General features: G+C 60.2%; 17 protein-coding genes. 10 read left to right on the top strand and 7 right to left on the bottom strand.

Annotation, left to right across the window (positions count from 1 at the left end; genetic code table 11):
• Positions 1-128: 128 nt before the first annotated feature.
• From amaA to HX793_RS08495, 8 genes are all read left to right on the top strand, one after another.
• The gene (amaA, locus tag HX793_RS08460; RefSeq protein ID WP_177051521.1) at positions 129-1,412 is read left to right on the top strand and encodes an L-pipecolate oxidase; all 1,284 of its coding nucleotides are present in this window, start codon (positions 129-131) and stop codon (positions 1,410-1,412) included.
• 374 nt (positions 1,413-1,786) lie between these two features.
• A complete protein-coding gene (locus HX793_RS08465; protein WP_010213577.1) occupies positions 1,787-2,923 on the top strand; it encodes a branched-chain amino acid ABC transporter substrate-binding protein in 1,137 nt (378 codons plus the stop codon).
• Positions 2,924-3,106: 183 nt separating this feature from the next.
• Complete coding sequence (locus HX793_RS08470; protein ID WP_003188099.1) at positions 3,107-4,021, top strand: ABC transporter permease subunit; 915 nt, start codon at positions 3,107-3,109, stop codon at positions 4,019-4,021.
• A gap of 2 nt (positions 4,022-4,023) precedes the next feature.
• Positions 4,024-5,301 (top strand): high-affinity branched-chain amino acid ABC transporter permease LivM, encoded by a 1,278-nt coding sequence (gene livM, locus HX793_RS08475; RefSeq protein ID WP_016976932.1) that lies wholly within the window; start codon positions 4,024-4,026, stop codon positions 5,299-5,301.
• Entirely contained in the window at positions 5,298-6,173 is an 876-nt protein-coding gene (locus tag HX793_RS08480; RefSeq protein WP_028615532.1) for an ABC transporter ATP-binding protein, read from the top strand. Before livM ends, HX793_RS08480 begins: the two co-directional genes overlap by 4 nt.
• Positions 6,170-6,886: an ABC transporter ATP-binding protein gene (locus HX793_RS08485; protein ID WP_010213569.1), complete on the top strand. Its 717-nt coding sequence runs from the start codon at positions 6,170-6,172 to the stop codon at positions 6,884-6,886. Before HX793_RS08480 ends, HX793_RS08485 begins: the two co-directional genes overlap by 4 nt.
• Before the next feature lie 786 nt (positions 6,887-7,672).
• Positions 7,673-8,437 (top strand): SDR family oxidoreductase, encoded by a 765-nt coding sequence (locus tag HX793_RS08490; RefSeq protein ID WP_095014487.1) that lies wholly within the window; start codon positions 7,673-7,675, stop codon positions 8,435-8,437.
• A 197-nt stretch (positions 8,438-8,634) separates the two neighbouring features.
• Entirely contained in the window at positions 8,635-9,540 is a 906-nt protein-coding gene (locus HX793_RS08495) for a cation diffusion facilitator family transporter (RefSeq protein WP_177051519.1), read from the top strand.
• Here HX793_RS08495 and HX793_RS08500 read toward each other — a convergent pair.
• The 5 genes from HX793_RS08500 to ureE all read right to left on the bottom strand — a co-directional run bounded on the left by HX793_RS08500 (position 9,512) and on the right by ureE (position 13,198).
• A complete protein-coding gene (locus HX793_RS08500; RefSeq protein WP_177058924.1) occupies positions 9,512-10,630 on the bottom strand; it encodes an AGE family epimerase/isomerase in 1,119 nt (372 codons plus the stop codon). The genes HX793_RS08495 and HX793_RS08500 overlap by 29 nt on opposite strands.
• A 173-nt stretch (positions 10,631-10,803) precedes the next feature.
• Positions 10,804-11,376 (bottom strand): HupE/UreJ family protein, encoded by a 573-nt coding sequence (locus tag HX793_RS08505; RefSeq protein WP_016976938.1) that lies wholly within the window; start codon positions 11,374-11,376, stop codon positions 10,804-10,806.
• A gap of 22 nt (positions 11,377-11,398) precedes the next feature.
• Complete coding sequence (ureG, locus tag HX793_RS08510; RefSeq protein WP_016972570.1) at positions 11,399-12,013, bottom strand: urease accessory protein UreG; 615 nt, start codon at positions 12,011-12,013, stop codon at positions 11,399-11,401.
• 13 nt (positions 12,014-12,026) lie between these two features.
• Positions 12,027-12,701 carry an urease accessory protein UreF gene (locus HX793_RS08515; RefSeq protein WP_177094680.1) on the bottom strand — a complete coding sequence of 225 codons (675 nt, stop codon included), beginning with the start codon at positions 12,699-12,701 and terminating at the stop codon, positions 12,027-12,029.
• A complete protein-coding gene (ureE, locus tag HX793_RS08520; protein ID WP_016976942.1) occupies positions 12,698-13,198 on the bottom strand; it encodes an urease accessory protein UreE in 501 nt (166 codons plus the stop codon). Before ureE ends, HX793_RS08515 begins: the two co-directional genes overlap by 4 nt.
• A 277-nt stretch (positions 13,199-13,475) precedes the next feature.
• Between ureE and HX793_RS08525 the strand changes: the two genes are divergently transcribed.
• Positions 13,476-13,973, top strand: coding sequence for a C40 family peptidase (locus HX793_RS08525; RefSeq protein WP_016976943.1), 498 nt, complete (start codon positions 13,476-13,478; stop codon positions 13,971-13,973).
• A gap of 5 nt (positions 13,974-13,978) precedes the next feature.
• On the opposite strand, the gene HX793_RS08530 is transcribed toward HX793_RS08525, so the two are convergent.
• Together HX793_RS08530 and HX793_RS08535 are read right to left on the bottom strand one after the other, a co-directional pair.
• Complete coding sequence (locus HX793_RS08530) at positions 13,979-14,611, bottom strand: TetR family transcriptional regulator (RefSeq protein WP_016976944.1); 633 nt, start codon at positions 14,609-14,611, stop codon at positions 13,979-13,981.
• 151 nt (positions 14,612-14,762) lie between these two features.
• Positions 14,763-15,215, bottom strand: a complete 453-nt coding sequence (locus tag HX793_RS08535) for a hypothetical protein (RefSeq protein ID WP_038851220.1) — start codon at positions 15,213-15,215, stop codon at positions 14,763-14,765.
• 359 nt (positions 15,216-15,574) lie between these two features.
• On the opposite strand from HX793_RS08535, the gene HX793_RS08540 reads away from it, so the two are divergent.
• Positions 15,575-17,644 (top strand): AsmA family protein, encoded by a 2,070-nt coding sequence (locus HX793_RS08540; RefSeq protein ID WP_177094682.1) that lies wholly within the window; start codon positions 15,575-15,577, stop codon positions 17,642-17,644.
• Positions 17,645-17,650: the final 6 nt, after the last annotated feature.

The following is a 17,650-nucleotide window of genomic DNA, read 5'->3' on the forward strand; positions in this document are numbered from 1 at the left end:
GGGTATCTGATACACCGAGGTGCCTGCATCGCAGGCAAGTCGAATCGTCGCACCGCAGCTCCCACATTTGATTGGGTTTTCAATTCAAAATAACAGTTGTTTGTTAGGTTTCATCCCGGAGTCTGGCAATGGCACTACGCGAAACATGTTTATGGGAACACCTCACCCCCAGCCGGCCGGACCGTGCCGCGCTCAAGGGCGAGGTCAAGGTGGATGTGTGCGTGATCGGCGCCGGGATCACCGGTTTGTCGGCGGCCGTTCATTTGCTGGAACAAGGTAAAAGCGTCGCCGTGCTGGAAGCTCATCGCACCGGCCATGGTGGTTCCGGGCGTAATGTGGGGCTGGTCAACGCCGGCATGTGGATCCCGCCGGACGAGATCGAAGCCGGTTTCGGCGAAGCAGTGGGCAGCCAGCTCAACCGTATGTTGGGTGCGGCGCCGTCCCTGGTGTTCAGCCTGATCGATAAATACAACATCGATTGCCAATTACGCCGTGAAGGCACCTTGCACATGGCGCACAACGCCCGTGGCGAGGCGGATTTGCGCAGTCGTGAAGAACAATGGAAGCGCCGTGGCGCGCCGGTGGAGCTGCTCACCGGCCAGGCTTGCGAACAGGCCACCGGTACCAAAAAGATCGCGGCTGCCTTGCTGGACCGACGTGCTGGCACCTTGAACCCGATGGCCTACACCAGTGGCTTGGCCAATGCTGCTGCCGGGCTGGGCGGGCAGTTGTTCGATCATTCGCCAGTCACGCAGCTTGAGCGCCAAGGTTCGCACTGGTCGGTGCAGACCGCTCAGGGTTCAGTGCAGGCTGCACAGGTGGTGATCGCCTCCAACGCCTACACCGAGGGCGAATGGACCGAGTTGCGGCGCAATTTCTTCCCCGGCTATTACTATCAGGTCGCGTCGGCCCCGCTCACGGACGCCGCCGCCCAACAGATCCTGCCCGGTGGCCAGGGCTCATGGGATACGCGGCAGGTGCTGAGCAGCATCCGTCGCGACGCCGAAGGCCGTTTGTTGCTCGGCAGCCTGGGCAACGGTAACCAGAAACCGGCGTGGTTCCTCAAGGCGTGGGCCGATCGGGTGCAGCAGCACTACTTCCCGTACCTCAAATCGGTGCAGTGGGAGTTCACCTGGACCGGCTGTATTGCCTTCACCCCAGACCACTTGATGCGCCTGTTCGAACCGGCGCCAGGCCTTGTGGCAGTCACGGGTTATAACGGCCGTGGCGTGACCACCGGCAGCGTGGTCGGCAAGGCATTTGCCGACTACCTGTGTCACCAGAATCCCCAGGCGCTGCCGATTCCCTTCGCGCCGATGCAGCCGCTGGCCGGGGTGGGCTTGCGCAGCTGTCTGTATGAAGCCGGATTCTCGCTGTATCACGCCGGCCAATGCCTGAGGATCGTGATCTGATCAGCGAAATACCGCTCAGAAGCCTGCATTTTCTTAGCAGGCTACTAATCTGTATTGGTGCAAGTCGTAGCAATCACGCACTGTAAATGTGCAGTTCCGTTACGCCGTTTGTTACAGCGCCAGGAACTGTCGTTTATAGGCTTGGTTGCAGGTACGACCTGCCACGGTTGTACTTTTTGGATCCATTGGTTGCACCTCTGGACGCTAGAGGGTTGCACGTCCTGGCGAATGGAGCCGAAACACCTGCAATAACAATGACACCGTGTCTTTTTGAAGAATAAAAACGTAATGGCACGCGCCTTGCTCTGGGCTTTCAGTGAAAGGTTTGAATGCAAGTTGTCGTGCCAAAAATCAAAAATATCGGAGCACCACTCATGTCCCAGACGTTTTACAAGAAAGGTTTTCTGGCCCTCGCCGTTGCAGCGGCGCTGGGTGTTTCTACGTTTGTTCAAGCTGATGTGAAGATCGGCGTCGCGGGGCCCATGACGGGCGCCAACGCCGCTTTCGGTGAGCAGTACATGAAGGGTGCCCAGGCGGCGGCCGATGTGATCAACAAGGCCGGCGGCATCAACGGCGAGAAAATCGTGCTGGTAGCTGGCGACGATGCGTGTGAACCCAAGCAGGCTGTGGCCGTGGCCAACCGCCTGGCCGACCAGGACAAAGTGATCGGCGTGGTCGGGCACTTCTGTTCCTCCAACACCATCCCGGCCTCCGAGGTGTATGACGAAGCCGGCATCATCGCCATCACCCCAGGCTCCACCAACCCACAAGTGACCGAACGCGGCCTGGGCGCCATGTTCCGCATGTGCGGGCGTGACGACCAGCAGGGCATCGTTGCCGGCGACTACATCGTCGACGTGCTCAAGGGCAAGAAAGTCGCCGTCATCAACGACAAGGACACCTACGGCAAAGGCCTGGCTGATGCCACTGCTGCCCAGTTGACCAAACGCGGCGTCAAGCCGGTGCTGGAAGAAGGCCTGACCCGTGGCGAGAAAGACTTCAGCGCCCTGGTTACCAAGATCCGCTCCACCGGTGCTGACGTCGTGTACTTCGGCGGTCTGCACCCGGAAGCCGGCCCACTGGTTCGCCAGATCCGTGAAGCCGGTTTGAAAGACGTGAAGTTCATGTCCGATGACGGCGTGGTCACCGACGAACTGGTTGCCACGGCTGGCGGCGCGCAATACGTCGACGGCGTGTACATGACCTTCGGCGCCGACCCGCGCTTGCTGCCAGACAGCAAGGCTGTGGTGGAAGAGTTCCGCAAAAACGGCACCGAGCCGGAAGGCTATACCCTGTACGCCTACGCGTCGGTCCAGGCTCTGGCCGCTGGCTTCAACGGCGCCAAGTCGAACAAAGGCGAAGACGCCGCCAAGTGGCTCAAGGCGCACCCGGTAAAAACCGTCATGGGCGAAAAAGCCTGGGATTCGAAGGGTGACCTGAAGATCTCCGACTACGTGGTTTACCAGTGGGATAAAGACGGCAAATACCACCAGCTGGAAAAACAGAAGTAATTCATGTGGGAGGGGGCTTGCCCCCGATAGCGGTGTGTCAGTCAACAGTTGTTCAACTGACCCACCGCATCGGGGGCAAGCCCCCTCCCACATTGAGACAGTGTTGTTATTGAGATCTGTCTTTTCCTCCAGAAGCGCCGCACACCCACCGGTGTGCAGGTGCTCACCGCGTGAGATTGCGTTATGGATGGTATTTTCCTGCAGCAACTGGTCAACGGCCTGACCCTCGGGTCGGTCTATGGCCTGATCGCCATCGGCTACACAATGGTCTATGGCATCATTGGCATGATCAACTTCGCCCACGGCGAGGTTTATATGATTTCCGCTTACCTCGCGGCGATCAGTCTGGCACTGCTGGCTTACTTCGGCATCGAATCCTTCCCGCTGCTCATTCTCGGCACCTTGATCTTCACCGTGGTCGTCACCGGCGTTTACGGATGGGTCATCGAACGTGTCGCCTACAAACCGCTGCGCAACTCCACCCGACTGGCACCGCTGATCAGCGCCATCGGTATCTCGCTGATCCTGCAGAACTACGCGCAGATCGCCCAGGGCGCCAAGCAACAAGGCATTCCCACCCTGCTGGCCGGGGCCTGGCGTGTCGATATCGGCACAGGTTTCGTTCAGTTGACGTACACCAAGGTGTTCATCCTCGTGGCGGCGTTTGCCGGCATGGCGTTGCTCACGTACATCATCAAATACACCAAGCTCGGCCGCATGTGCCGCGCCACCCAGCAAGACCGCAAGATGGCGTCGATCCTCGGCATCAACACCGACCGGGTGATCTCCTACGTGTTCGTCATCGGCGCCGCCATGGCGGCATTGGCTGGCGTGTTGATCACCCTCAACTACGGCACATTCGACTTCTATGCCGGCTTCATCATCGGCATCAAGGCGTTTACCGCAGCGGTACTCGGCGGCATCGGCTCCCTGCCTGGGGCGATGTTGGGCGGGATCATCCTCGGTATCTCCGAGTCGTTGTTCTCGGGGTTGATCAACTCTGACTACAAAGACGTGTTCAGTTTCTCCCTGCTGGTGGTGATTCTGATTTTCCGTCCCCAGGGCCTGCTTGGTCGCCCACTTGTGGCGAAGGTGTAAACATGTCTGCTGCCAAACCCATCGATATCAAGAAAAGTGTGGTCGATACAGTCCTCGCCGGGCTGATTTCACTGGTCGTGTTCGGTCCGATCGTCGGCGTGGTCCTCGACGGCTACAGCTTCAACCTGGAACCGGCCCGCGTGGCCCTGTTGGTGGCCATCGTGATGGTCGGCCGCTTTGCCATGAGCCTGTTCCTGCAAACCCCCAAGGGCCTGAAGATCCTGCAGGGCTTCGAGAGCACCGGCTCTGGCGTGCACGTGCTGGCGCCGGACTACAAGTCGCGGTTGCGCTGGATCATCCCGGCATTGATCGTGATCGCCATCGTGTTCCCGATCTTCGCCAACAAGTACCTGCTCACCGTGGTGATCCTCGGGCTGATCTATGTGTTGCTCGGCCTGGGCCTCAACATCGTGGTGGGCCTGGCAGGGCTGCTCGACCTGGGTTACGTGGCGTTCTACGCCATCGGCGCCTACGGCCTGGCATTGGGTTATCAATACCTCGGCCTGGGTTTCTGGACGGTGCTGCCGCTGGCGGCCATCGCGGCGGCGCTGGCGGGGTGCATACTCGGGTTCCCGGTGTTGCGAATGCACGGTGACTACCTGGCCATCGTGACCCTGGGCTTTGGTGAAATCATCCGCCTGGTGCTCAACAACTGGCTGTCGTTTACCGGTGGGCCCAACGGTATGCCGGTGCCATCGCCGACCTTCCTCGGCCTGGAGTTCGGTAAGCGTGCGAAGGATGGCGGGGTTCCCTTCCATGAATTCTTCGGCATCGACTACAACCCCAACATCAAATTCCTGTTCATCTACATCGTGCTGTTCCTGGTGGTGCTGGCCGTGCTGTACATCAAGCATCGCCTGACCCGCATGCCGGTCGGCCGCGCCTGGGAGGCCTTGCGCGAAGATGAAATCGCCTGCCGTTCCATGGGCCTGAATCACGTGTTGGTCAAGCTTTCGGCGTTCACCATTGGTGCATCGACGGCAGGCTTGGCCGGGGTGTTCTTTGCCAGCTACCAGGGCTTCGTCAACCCGTCGTCGTTTACCTTCTTTGAGTCAGCGCTGATCCTGGCCATCGTGGTCTTGGGCGGCATGGGCTCGACGGTGGGCGTGGTGATCGCGGCCTTCGTATTGACCGTTGCCCCTGAACTGCTGCGCAGCTTCTCTGAATACCGCGTACTGTTGTTCGGTGTGTTGATGGTGGTGATGATGATCTGGCGACCACGCGGGTTGATCCGCATCAGCCGTACCGGTGTGACCCCACGTAAAGGAGTGGCGCCATGAGCAAGGAAGTCGTCCTCTCCGTGGAACACCTGATGATGCACTTCGGTGGCATCAAGGCCCTGAGCGATGTGAGCCTCAAGGTCGAACGCAACTCGATCTTCGCCTTGATCGGCCCCAACGGCGCCGGCAAGACCACGGTGTTCAACTGCCTCACCGGCTTCTACAAAGCCAGCGGCGGCAAGATCCAACTCAACCTTCGCGGCAAGCAGACCGACGTGATCCAGTTGCTCGGCGAGCGCTTCCAGCCCACCGACTTCGTGTCGCCCAAAAGCTTCCTCAGCCGGGTGTACTACAAGATGTTCGGCGGCACCCACCTGGTGAACCGCGCCGGCCTGGCGCGGACGTTCCAGAACATTCGCCTGTTCAAGGAAATGTCGGTGGTGGAAAACCTGCTGGTGGCCCAGCACATGTGGGTCAACCGCAACATGCTCGCGGGCATCCTCAATACCAAGGGCTACCGCAAGGCCGAAAGCGACGCGTTGGACCACGCGTTCTATTGGCTCGAAGTGGTGGACCTGGTGGACTGCGCCAACCGCCTGGCCGGTGAACTCTCCTACGGGCAGCAGCGCCGCCTGGAAATCGCCCGCGCCATGTGCACCCGGCCGCAGATCATCTGTCTGGACGAACCGGCTGCGGGCCTCAACCCCCAGGAAACCGAAGCCCTCAGCGCGATGATTCGCCTGCTGCGCGACGAACACGACCTCACCGTGGTGCTGATCGAACACGACATGGGCATGGTAATGAGTATTTCCGACCACATCGTGGTGCTGGACCACGGCAACGTGATTGCCGAGGGCGGGCCGGACGCGATCCGCAACGACCCGAAAGTGATTGCCGCCTACCTGGGCGCCGACGAAGAGGAGTTGGTATGAGTGCACCTATCCTCGAAATGAAGGACCTGGACGTGTATTACGGCCCGATCCAGGCCCTGAAAAAAGTCTCGCTGCACATTAATGAAGGCGAAACTGTCAGCCTGATTGGCTCCAACGGCGCGGGCAAATCCACGCTGCTGATGTCGATCTTCGGCCAGCCACGTGCCGAGTCAGGGCAGATCCTCTACAACGGTGTCGACATTACCCACAAGTCGTCGCACTACATCGCGTCCAACGGTATCGCGCAGTCGCCGGAAGGCCGGCGGGTGTTCCCCGACATGACCGTCGAGGAAAACCTGTTGATGGGCACCATCCCCATTGGCGACAAGTTTGCCCAGGAAGACATGCAGCGCATGTTCGAGCTGTTCCCACGGCTCAAGGAGCGGCGAAACCAGCGCGCCATGACCATGTCCGGCGGCGAGCAGCAAATGCTCGCCATCGCCCGCGCGCTGATGAGCCGGCCCAAGCTGTTGCTGCTGGACGAGCCGAGCCTGGGCCTGGCGCCGATCGTGGTGAAGCAGATCTTCTCGACGTTGCGCGAGCTGGCCTCCACTGGGATGACCATCTTCCTGGTGGAGCAGAATGCCAACCACGCCCTGCGCTTGTCGGACCGCGCGTATGTGATGGTCAACGGCGAGATTCGCCTGACGGGCACCGGTAAGGAATTGCTGGTGAATGAAGAAGTGCGCAACGCCTACCTCGGCGGTCACTAGTTTAAAATTTGACGCAGGCCCCTGTGGGAGCGGGTTTGCTCGCGAAAGCGGTGTGTCAGTCAGTACATCTGGAACTGACCCACCGCTTTCGCGAGCAAGCCCGCTCACACATTTGTTTTGTGGTGTTCACAAGGCCGATGCCAAATTGTGGAAAACAAATCCAGCCTCCCTCCAAAGCGCGACATATAGCCGCCGCAAATCCCTGTTTTGTCACAGTTTTGACTTGTCCCCATCCGCTGTGGAACCGGCTGTGGGTAACGTGGGAGTAGCTGGCTGGAAACCAATGAATCCGGGGCTTGCAGCGCGGCGGTTGTTTTTTGATCAGGCGGTTTTTGGTCGCCGGTCCAAGCCGTTGTCAACCTGTTTAAAGACACAGGTATATGACCGAAATATGTCCCGCCAGCCTGTGGATAAGTCTGTGATTAAACTCTGGAAAGACCGCCGCAGAGGCCGGAATGACTGGCCTGGAGCCATCGTTCTGATTTTCCGCTTACCGAAGGGCCTACATACGGCCTGGCCAAGGTCAAGCAAAAAACTTTCTAAAACCGCCTGCAGCCCTTGTGTATAGAGGCCTGAAGCATTTTGTACTTGCCCCCAAAGACTGTGGGCGCAGTTGTGGATAACCTGCGCGCACATAGCTGCAGGCCACGTTCCGTATGGCTTTGAGAGATCTGATCAAAAAGTGACCAGTCATGTATCAAGTTGTGTGCTTAGCGGTTGCCGCCATCGCGGCGTAAGGGCATTCTGCTGGCAACTTTTTTTCCCGATGCCCGCAAGGAGAACACCATGTCCGACACGCTGTTTATTACTGGCGCAACCTCAGGTTTCGGCGAAGCCTGCGCCCGTCGTTTTGCCGAAGCCGGCTGGAAACTGGTGCTCACCGGCCGTCGTGCCGACCGCCTGAATGCGCTGGTCGAGGAGCTTTCCAAGCAGACTGAAGTGCATGGCCTGGTCGTGGATGTGCGGGACCGCAAAGGCATGGAAGATGCCATCGCCAACCTGCCGCCGTCGTTTGCCAAGCTGCGTGGGCTGATCAACAACGCCGGCCTGGCCGTGGGCACCGACCCTGCGCCCAAGTGCAGCCTCGACGATTGGGAAACCATGGTCGACACCAACATCAAGGGCCTGCTGACCACCACCAACCTGCTGCTGCCACGCCTGATCGCTCACGGTCGTGGCGCGGGCATCATCAACCTGGGATCCATCGCCGGTAACTACCCGTATCCGGGCAGCCACGTATATGGCGGTTCCAAGGCGTTCGTTAAGCAGTTCTCGCTGAACCTGCGCTGTGACCTGCAAGGCACGGGCGTGCGCGTGACCAACATCGAGCCGGGCCTGTGTGAAAGCGAGTTCTCGCTGGTGCGCTTCGGCGGTGATCAGGCTCGGTATGACGCGACTTATGCGGGTGCCGAGCCGATCCAGCCGCAGGATATTGCCGACACGATCTTCTGGGTCATGAACACGCCGGCGCATGTGAACATCAATCGGTTGGAGCTGATGCCGGTGAGCCAGACGTGGGCTGGGTTTGCGATTGAGCGCGGCGCCAAGTAAGGCTCTAGAACGCGTCGCCTGCTTCGCGAGCAAGCCCGCTCCCACATTAGACCGCATTCATATGTTGGAACTCGGTCAAGTGTGGGAGCGGGCTTGCTCGCGAAGGCGTCAGATCGGCCAAAACAGGTCATAAGGTACACTCATCTCCTGAAAACCCCTCCGCACTGTGCGGATTTAAGGTTTTAACGGGAGGAAATGTGAGTAACCGAGGTGAGCAGGCACTGCTCAAACAATCGACCATCCTGATGTTCGCCGTCGCGATCGCCGGGATTGTCACGGGTGTGATTTCTGGCGCCCAATCCATTCTGTTCGACGGCTTTTTCTCGCTGATCGCCACCGCCATCAAGGTGTTGATGCTGATCACGGCCAAGCTGATCGCCAAGAAAAGTAACGAGCGTTTCCAGTTCGGCTATTGGCACTTGGAGCCGATGGTGTTGCTGATCGAAGGCAGTTTCCTGCTGCTGATCGCCATCTATGCATTCCTCAACGGCGTGTTCGGCATTATCAATGGTGGCCGCGAGATCGAGTTGGGGTTGGTGATCATCTACGCGGCGGTGTTTACCGTCGTCGAGTTCGCCTACTTCTTCTACGTGCGTTATCGCAATCGCCGGCTGAAATCATCGCTGATCCAGTTCGACAACATCAGTTGGCTGGTGGACGCGATGTTGTCGGTGGGCTTGCTGATCAGCTTCCTGGCGGCGCTGTTGCTCAAGTCCCAGGGCTATGGCGAGTGGGCGGTGTATGTCGACCCATTGATCCTGATCCTGCTGGCCCTGAGCATGCTGGCACCGGCGTTCAAGATCCTGCGCCCAGCGTTGCGCGAGGTGCTGGGCATTGCGCCGGACCAGTTGGACGACACAGTGCGCGAAGTGATGGAAGCGGCGCAGGCCAAGCATGGTTTCGACGACTACGTGTCGTACGTGCAAAAGCACGGGCGGGCGCGGTTTATCGAGATTCATGTGGTGTTGCCGGCGGATTACCCGGTGGATAACGTCGCGACGCTGGACGGGCTGCGCGAAGAGATATCCACAGGGCTCGGCACGCCGGATGCGGCGCGCTGGCTGACGATCAGCTTTACCGGAGATCGCAAGTGGATTGCATAAGGCCCTGGTAACAGGTTGCCAAGTGATACGGCGTGGTCGACGGCATGTCCCGTCGGCTTACGGCGCCCTTGGCATCCAGGCATTCATTCCAGCCTTTTGCATGCAGAAAGTGCTGTTGCAGCGCCAGCAATTGGCGTTGCAGCACCGCTTCGCTGTCCGGTCGCAAGGTCAGTGCCCGCAGGTACTCGGCCTGGGCCCAGATACGTTGGGTGCCGTCACGCACGGTACCGTCCAGCGCCAACATGCCGCTGACCGCACCGCTGACGTTATCCACACCCTTGAGTTCTGCGTAGGCGAAAGCCCGGGTCAGGGACGCATGCAGCGGCGTACCGCGCAGCACATCCGACGACTCCAACAAGAAGAACCATTCAAACTGGTGCCCCGGCTCGAACCAGTTATCCACAGCGCCCAGCGGTTTTTCCATCATCACGCCGTGTTGGCGGTCGATGAAGCGCTGCTGCATGGCCGTCGCCAACGCCAGCAGGGCAGCTTGTACGTTGGCATCCTCACGCACGGCGAGGGTGGCGAGGAAGCCTTCGGCCAAGTGCATCAGTGGGTTTTGCAGTGGGCCCGACTTCAGTGACGACCAGTTGCGCTCCAACACGGCTTCGTACAGACCGTCGTCTGTGGAAAATCGCTCGGCGACCACTTCCAGGGCGGCATTGAGCACCGACTCCACCAACGGCTCACGCACTTTGGCCCAGTAATGGGCGCAGGCAAAGATGATGAAGGCGTGGGTGTAGAGGTCTTTGCGCTTGTCCAGCGGCTGGCCGGACGGGTCGATGCTGTAGAACCAGCCGCCATGCTCGGCGTCGTGGAAGTGCCGTTGCAGGGAGCGGAACAGTGCCGCTGCGCGTTCTTCAGCAAAGGCCGCGCCGGGCTCGCCGATCAGGCTGGCAAACAGGTACAACTGCCGGGCGCAGGCCATGGCGCGGTAGCGTTGCGGGGGCAGTGGGTGATGGTCGGCGTCCAGCGCCTCATAAGGCAATGCCAGGTCGGCATTCCAGCCCGGGCCTTGCCAGAGCGGCACGATCAGGCTGTGGAAGTGCGTAAGCACGGTGTTCAAGGAGGGTTGGGAAGCGCTGGGCATTGGCTGGCGTCGTCACGGCAGGGGTGTAGGCGCGCATGGTATCAGGCTTGGGTTGTGTGGTGTCTTTGAGACCGTCATCGCAGGCAAGCCAGCTCCCACATTCGATTGGGTTCACAATTCAAAATGTGGGAGCTGGCTTGCCTGCGATGAGACCCTTAAAAGCACAACATCACTCAGCCCGCGAGCAACCAAACCCCCGTCGCCGCCGACGCCGCCCCCGCAATCCGCACCAACGGCGCCGCCGCAGCCGGCAGGAAGCGCACCACTGCATAACCGGCCGCGTGCAGCACGGCAGTTGCACCGACGAAGCCAGCGGCATATGTCCAAGGGCTGGACATGTCCGGCAGCTCCAGGCCATGCGCCACGCCATGGAACAGTGCGAACAAGGCCGTTGCCCCCACCGCCATGAACAACGGCGGACGCACCGCCAGCGCCACTGCCAGGCCCAGGGCCAACACCGACGCGGCAATCCCGCTTTCCAGCGCCGGCAACGCCAGGCCTTCAAAACCCAGTACGCCGCCAATCAGCATGGTGCCGACGAACGTGCACGGCAGTGCCCAGCGCGCCGCGCCTTTTTGCTGGGCGGCCCACAAGCCGACCGCGACCATCGCCAGCAAGTGGTCGATGCCGCCCAGGGGATGGCTTATACCGGCCACCAGGCCGTTGTCGCCGTGGCCCGGGTGAGCGAAGGCCAGGGCAGGGGCCAGCAGCAGAGCGGCGGCGGTGAAGAGTTTCTTGAGGCTCATGGACAGGTTCCTTATGGGTTGATCAGGCGGCGGTCAGCAGGCCTTGGCGTTCGATGAAGGCGACGATGTCATCCAGGCCGACACCGGTTTTCTGGTTGCTGAACACAAAGGGTTTGCCGTTGCGCATGCGGGTGGTGTCGCTGTTCATCAGCTCCAGCGACGCGCCGACCAAGGGCGCCAGGTCGATCTTGTTGATCACCAGCAGGTCGGACTTGCAGATCCCAGGCCCGCCCTTGCGCGGCAGCTTGTCGCCAGCGGACACGTCGATCACGTAGATGGTCAGGTCCGACAACTCCGGGCTGAAGGTGGCCGAGAGGTTGTCGCCGCCGGACTCCACCAGGATCAGGTCCAGGCCGGGGAAGCGGCGGTTGAGCTGGTCGACGGCTTCCAGGTTGATCGAGGCGTCTTCGCGGATCGCGGTGTGCGGGCAGCCGCCGGTTTCTACGCCGATGATGCGTTCCGGCGCGAGGGCCTGGTTGCGCACCAGGAAGTCGGCGTCTTCGCGGGTGTAGATGTCGTTGGTGACCACCGCCAGGTTGTAACGATCACGCAGTGCGAGGCACAGGGCCAGGGTCAGGGCCGTCTTGCCGGAGCCCACCGGGCCGCCGATGCCGACACGCAAAGGTTGTGTGTTCATATGTGCTTTTCTCCTAGGAACGGAACAGGCGGCTGTATTGGCGCTCGTGGGCCATGCAGGCCAGGGACAGGCCAAACGCGGCGCTGCCGAAATGGTGGGGTTCGATGCGGCTGGCGTCCTGCTGGGCTTGTTGCAGCAACGGCAGCAGTTCACTGGTCAGGCGTTGGGCGGCTTGCTGGCCCAGGGGCAGGGTTTTCATCAGCACGGCCAATTGGTTTTCCAGCCAGCTCCACAGCCAGGCGGCGAGGGCGTCGGCGGGGCTGATGCTCCAGGCGCGTGCGGCCAGGGCCCAGCCCACAGCCAAATGCGGTTCTGCGCACTGTAGAAGGAAGGTGCGGGCAGCTTCATCCAGTTCCGGCAGGCCGTTGAGCAGTTGTTGCAGGGAGTAGCCCATCTGCCGGCTCTCTTGGTACAGCTCGCGGGTCTCACGGCTGGCGCGATGTTCTTCACAGAGCTGGGCCAGGCGCGGCCAATCGGCTTCAAAGGCGGCTTGGCAATGGGCGAGCAACACCGGCGCTTCGAAGCGCGCCAGGTTGAGCAGCAACTGATCGCTGATCCAGCGTCGCGCACTGGCAGCGTCGTTGACGCGACCGTTCTCCACCGCCATTTCCAAACCCTGGGAATAGCTGTAGCCACCAATCGGCAATTGCGGACTGGCCAGACGCAGCAGCGCCCAGGCTGGGTTCACAGGCGCACGCCGAACTGGTGCAGCTTGGGCGGGTAGTTGAAATCTTCATCGCCATGGCGCGAATGATGATGCCCGCCGCCGTAGGCGCCATGTTCCGGCTGGAACGGCGCCTCGATAGTCTGCGTCTGCGCGCCCAGCTGTTCGAGCATGGCCTTGAGCACATAGTCATCGAGCAGGCGCAGCCAGCCATCGCCCACCTGCAACGCCACGTGGCGGTTACCCAGGTGATACGCCGCGCGCGTCAGTTCAAATGCGCTGCTGCAGGTGACATGCAGCAGTTGTTCAGGCCGGGCGCACACGCGTACGACTCGTCCGTCTTCAGCCTGTAGGAATTCGCCATCGTGCAGCGGTGGCTGACCTCGCTCCAGAAAAAGGCCGACGTCTTCACCGTCGGCACTGAAACAGCGCAGGCGGCTTTTGCTGCGGGCTTCGAAGTTCAGCAGCAACTCGGCGGCCCAGAGGGCTTGGGGGGCGATTCGACGGTGGATCACCAGCATCAGGAAGCTTCCAGCTATGAGCGATGAAACAGCTAGAGCAAGGGGCTTGCCAATCTCGATAGGGAGTAGGAATTGCCTGTAGGCAATGGTGGTAATGCCACTAAACAGGGCGAAGAAGAATTTCGGATATGCTCCAAAGTGGTGCGCAATGTTGCGTGTTGCACGCGTGCTGGGCGTTTTCGGATTTTCCCTACAGGGTATGAGGAATCGGCGTTCATCGCCTTACCCGCGAGATCATTAGTCTGTGCGCCGTGTTTAATTCACTGCGACGTTCATCATGTTCAAGTCATTTTGTTGCCTGGTCATTGTCAGTCTGTCTTTCGCCCTTTCATCGGCCTCTGCCAATCTGAAGCCCCCGCCGTCTTTCAGCGCTTCGCTGGCGCCAGCGTCTATCGAGGATGTGGTAGACCGCGCCCACGAATTGCTGGGTACGCCTTACAAATGGGGCGGCACCTCGGCGGATCAGGGGTTCGATTGCAGCAGCCTGCTGGTCTATCTGTTCAAGACCGAGGCCAATATCAAGATACCGCGCACCACCGCCGCCATGCACCGTTCCACGGCTCCGACCATCAAGCGCAACGCACTCAAGCCCGGCGATGCGGTGTTTTTCAAGGCAAACGGGCGCGGCCAAGTCAGCCATGTGGGGCTTTATATAGGCCAAGGCAAATTCATTCATTCGCCACGTACGGGCAAGAACATCCGTATTGATTCGTTGAGCAACAGCTACTGGAACAAGAACTACACCACGGCCAAGCGTTTTCACTCGGCGGGGTGATTGCATTATTCGGTACTGCCCAGCCCTTGCCAGTGCTTCAAACCGATAAAGATAAAGCGCAATTGCTGGGTGATCTTCGCCTGGGGCGTGAGGTGGTCAGGCAGGGCCTGGGCCGGTGGGTCGATGATGTCGGGGAGGGTGGCGAACACACTTTTGACGATCAGGTCGGCCATCACATGCAGGCCTGCGGCATCCAGGTGCTGCAGTTTTGGCATGAACGTCAGGTCGGCCGCCAGGTCGCGGGTGATGTCTTCACGTAGCGCACCGATGGCCTGGCGCACGGCCAGGCAGCCGCCGTATTGCTCGCGAGCCAGGAACAGGAATTGCGAACGGTTGGCCGAGACCACATCGAGAAAGATCCGCACGGAGGCATCAATAATGCCGCCCATCACGAATTCGTTATGGCGCACCAAGCGGATAGTGGCGCGGAAGGTCTGGCCGACTTCACTCACCAATACCAGCCCCAGCTGGTCCATGTCGGCAAAATGCCGATAGAAACCGGTGGGCACGATACCGGCGGTCTTCGCCACTTCACGCAGGCTCAGGCTGCCAAACCCACGGCCACACTCCATCAAATGGCGGGCTGCGTCCATCAGGGCGAGGCGGGTCTGTTGCTTCTGTTCGGCGCGGGGCAGCATTGGCGGGCGGGCTTTGTTGGCAAGTACAGCGACGCACTCTAGCAAAACAGGTCTGTTGACGTCGAACTTGGCGGGGGACGGGCGTGACGCGATCTACAGGAAAGCAAAAGCCCGATCGACAGATCGGGCTTTTTTCTCGGCCACCACGGGGTTAGCTCTGTGCTTGATGCAGTTCTTGCAGACGGTCAGCACCGCCTTCAGCGACGCCTTCGGTATAGGCGCGTTTGTTGGCTTGTTCAGCACCGCCTTCGACCAGACCTTTCTGTTCCAGACGATCACGGCCACCTTCGGCAACAGCGTTGCGTTCCAGCAGGCGATCAGCGCCCCCTTCAACCAGGCCTTTCTGTTCCAGGCGGTTGCGGCCGTTTTCGGTCAGGCCTTCGGTGTAAGCGCGTTTGTTGGCTTGTTCCGAACCATTTTCGGCCACAGCGCCTTTAGCGTAGTCACGGTTCTCTTCTTCTTGCGAACCGCTGCGAGCGACGGTCTGGCTGAAAGGAACGGCGTCAGCTTTGACTTGTGGAGTGGCTTGTTCGGCGGCTGGCAGGGCGAAGGCACTGGAAGCCAGGATGGATAACAGGGCGGTAGCGAGTAATTGGCGTTTCATGATGGGTTGCTCCTTGGGAGGGCGATAAAGTGGGTACAGGGCTAATGCTACTCTCGATAAGTCGATATAAAAGTTCATAAACACAATGGTAATAATCAACAGAATTGATTGTTCTAGGCGGAGGCTCTAGATCGGGCCTCTCAAGCACGCGGTTTTGCACCGGGGTGGGTATTTTCGACACGTGCGTGGGTAACAATGGTGCGAGGTCGTAGGGAGAATCTGTCGAAGTGGTCAGAAATTGAGGTTTTTCCAGGCAAATCGGGTATCGGGTTAAACCCCCAGGCGGTTTGCCAGTCGTAGTTCTATAAGCTGTCCTTAAAGGCTGTCACCCAGCCAGTCGTATTCAGGAGTCCTGTGCAATGACGCGCACTCGTAAAATCGTCGCTTGGAGCTGCGCCAGCTTCGCTGTGTTAATCGCCGTGGTGGTGTTGGTCCTGGTGTTCTTTGACTGGAACCGCATCAAGCCGCCCCTCAATGCCAAGGTCTCCGAAGAATTGCATCGACCGTTTGCCATCAACGGCAACCTGGCGGTGGTGTGGGCGCGTGAGCCCGATGAAGGTGGCTGGCGCGCTTGGGTGCCGTGGCCGCATGTGATTGCCGAAGACCTGACCCTGGGCAACCCGGACTGGTCGAAAAACCCGCAAATGGTCACCCTCAAGAAGGTGGAGCTGCGCATTTCGCCCCTGGCGTTGCTGGTGCAGCGCGTAGTGATCCCGCGTATCGACCTCACCGAGCCGAGCGCGCAGTTGCAGCGTCTGGCCGATGGCCGCGCCAACTGGACCTTTAAGTTCGACCCCAAAGACCCGAACGCCGAACCTTCCAACTGGGTGGTGGATATCGGCGCCATTGGTTTCGACAAAGGCCATGTGACCCTTGACGACCAGACCCTCAAGACTCAGCTGGATGTGATCATCGACCCGCTGGGCAAACCCATCCCGTTCGGCGAAATCGTCGGCGACGCCGATGCCAAGAAGGCCCTGGAAAAAGGCTCCGCTCCCCAGGATTATGCGTTCGGCCTCAAGGTCAAAGGCCAGTACCATGGCCAGAAACTCGACGGCAGCGGCAAGATCGGTGGCCTGCTGGCCCTGCAGGACGCGGCCAAACCCTTCCCGCTGCAAGCCCAGGTCAAGATTGCCGACACCAGCATCGCCCTGGCCGGCACCCTGACCGACCCGCTGAATCTGGGCGCGCTCGACCTGCGCCTGAAACTCGCCGGTTCCAGCCTGGGTAATCTCTATCCCCTGACTGGCGTGACCCTGCCGGATTCGCCGGCCTACTCCACCGATGGTCATCTGATTGCCAAGCTGCACGAAGCCAATGGCGCGTCCTTCCGCTATGACAACTTCAACGGCAAGATCGGCAACAGCGATATCCGCGGCAACCTTGCCTACGTCGCCAGCCAGCCACGGCCCAAGCTCAGCGGCGCGCTGGTCTCCAACCAACTGCTGATGACCGACCTCGCACCGCTGATTGGCGCCGACTCCAACGCCAAACAAAAAGCCCGTGGCGGCGACAGCAAACAGCCGGCGACCAAAGTGTTGCCGGTGGAAGAATTCCGCACCGAGCGTTGGCGCGTCATGGATGCCGACGTGGAATTCACCGGCAAGCGCATCGTGCACAGTGCCGATCTGCCGTTTACCGACCTCTACACCCACCTGGTTCTGAATGACGGCGTACTGAGCCTCGAACCCCTGCGTTTCGGCGTGGCTGGCGGCAAGCTGGATGCGCAGATTCGTTTGAATGGTCGCATCACGCCAATGGAAGGCCGCGCCAAACTCACCGCGCGCAACTTCAAGCTCAAGCAGCTGTTCCCAACCTTCGAACCGATGAAAACCAGCTTTGGTGAACTCAATGGCGATGCCGACATTTCCGGACGCGGCAACTCCGTAGCAGCCCTGCTGGGCAGCTCAAACGGTGACCTGAAGATGCTGATCAACGACGGTGCCATCAGCCGCAGCCTGATGGAAATCGCCGGGCTCAACGTGGGCAACTACGTGGTAGGCCGCCTGTTTGGCGACAAGGAAGTCAAGATCAACTGCGCGGCGGCGGACTTTGGCATCAAGACAGGCTTGGCGACCACGCGGTTGTTTGTGTTCGATACCGAGAACGCCATCATCTACATCGATGGCACGGCGAACATGGCCACCGAACAGTTGGATCTCACCATCACCCCGGAATCGAAAGGCTTCCGCCTGTTCTCCCTGCGTTCACCGCTGTACGTCAACGGGCCGTTCATCAAGCCCAATGCGGGTGTGAAAGCCATTCCGCTGGCGCTGCGGGGGGCGGGCATGGTGGCGCTGGGTGTGATCGCCGGGCCAGCGGCCGGGTTGTTGGCATTGGTTGCGCCGAGTGGTGGTGAGCCGAATGAATGTGCGCCGTTGTTGCAACAGATGAAGGAAGGCAAGGCGCCGAAAACCGTCAAAGGCTGAAACGGC

The sequence above is a fragment of the Pseudomonas reactans genome, from assembly GCF_013387025.1.
In the GTDB taxonomy this organism is placed as follows: domain Bacteria; phylum Pseudomonadota; class Gammaproteobacteria; order Pseudomonadales; family Pseudomonadaceae; genus Aquipseudomonas; species Aquipseudomonas reactans.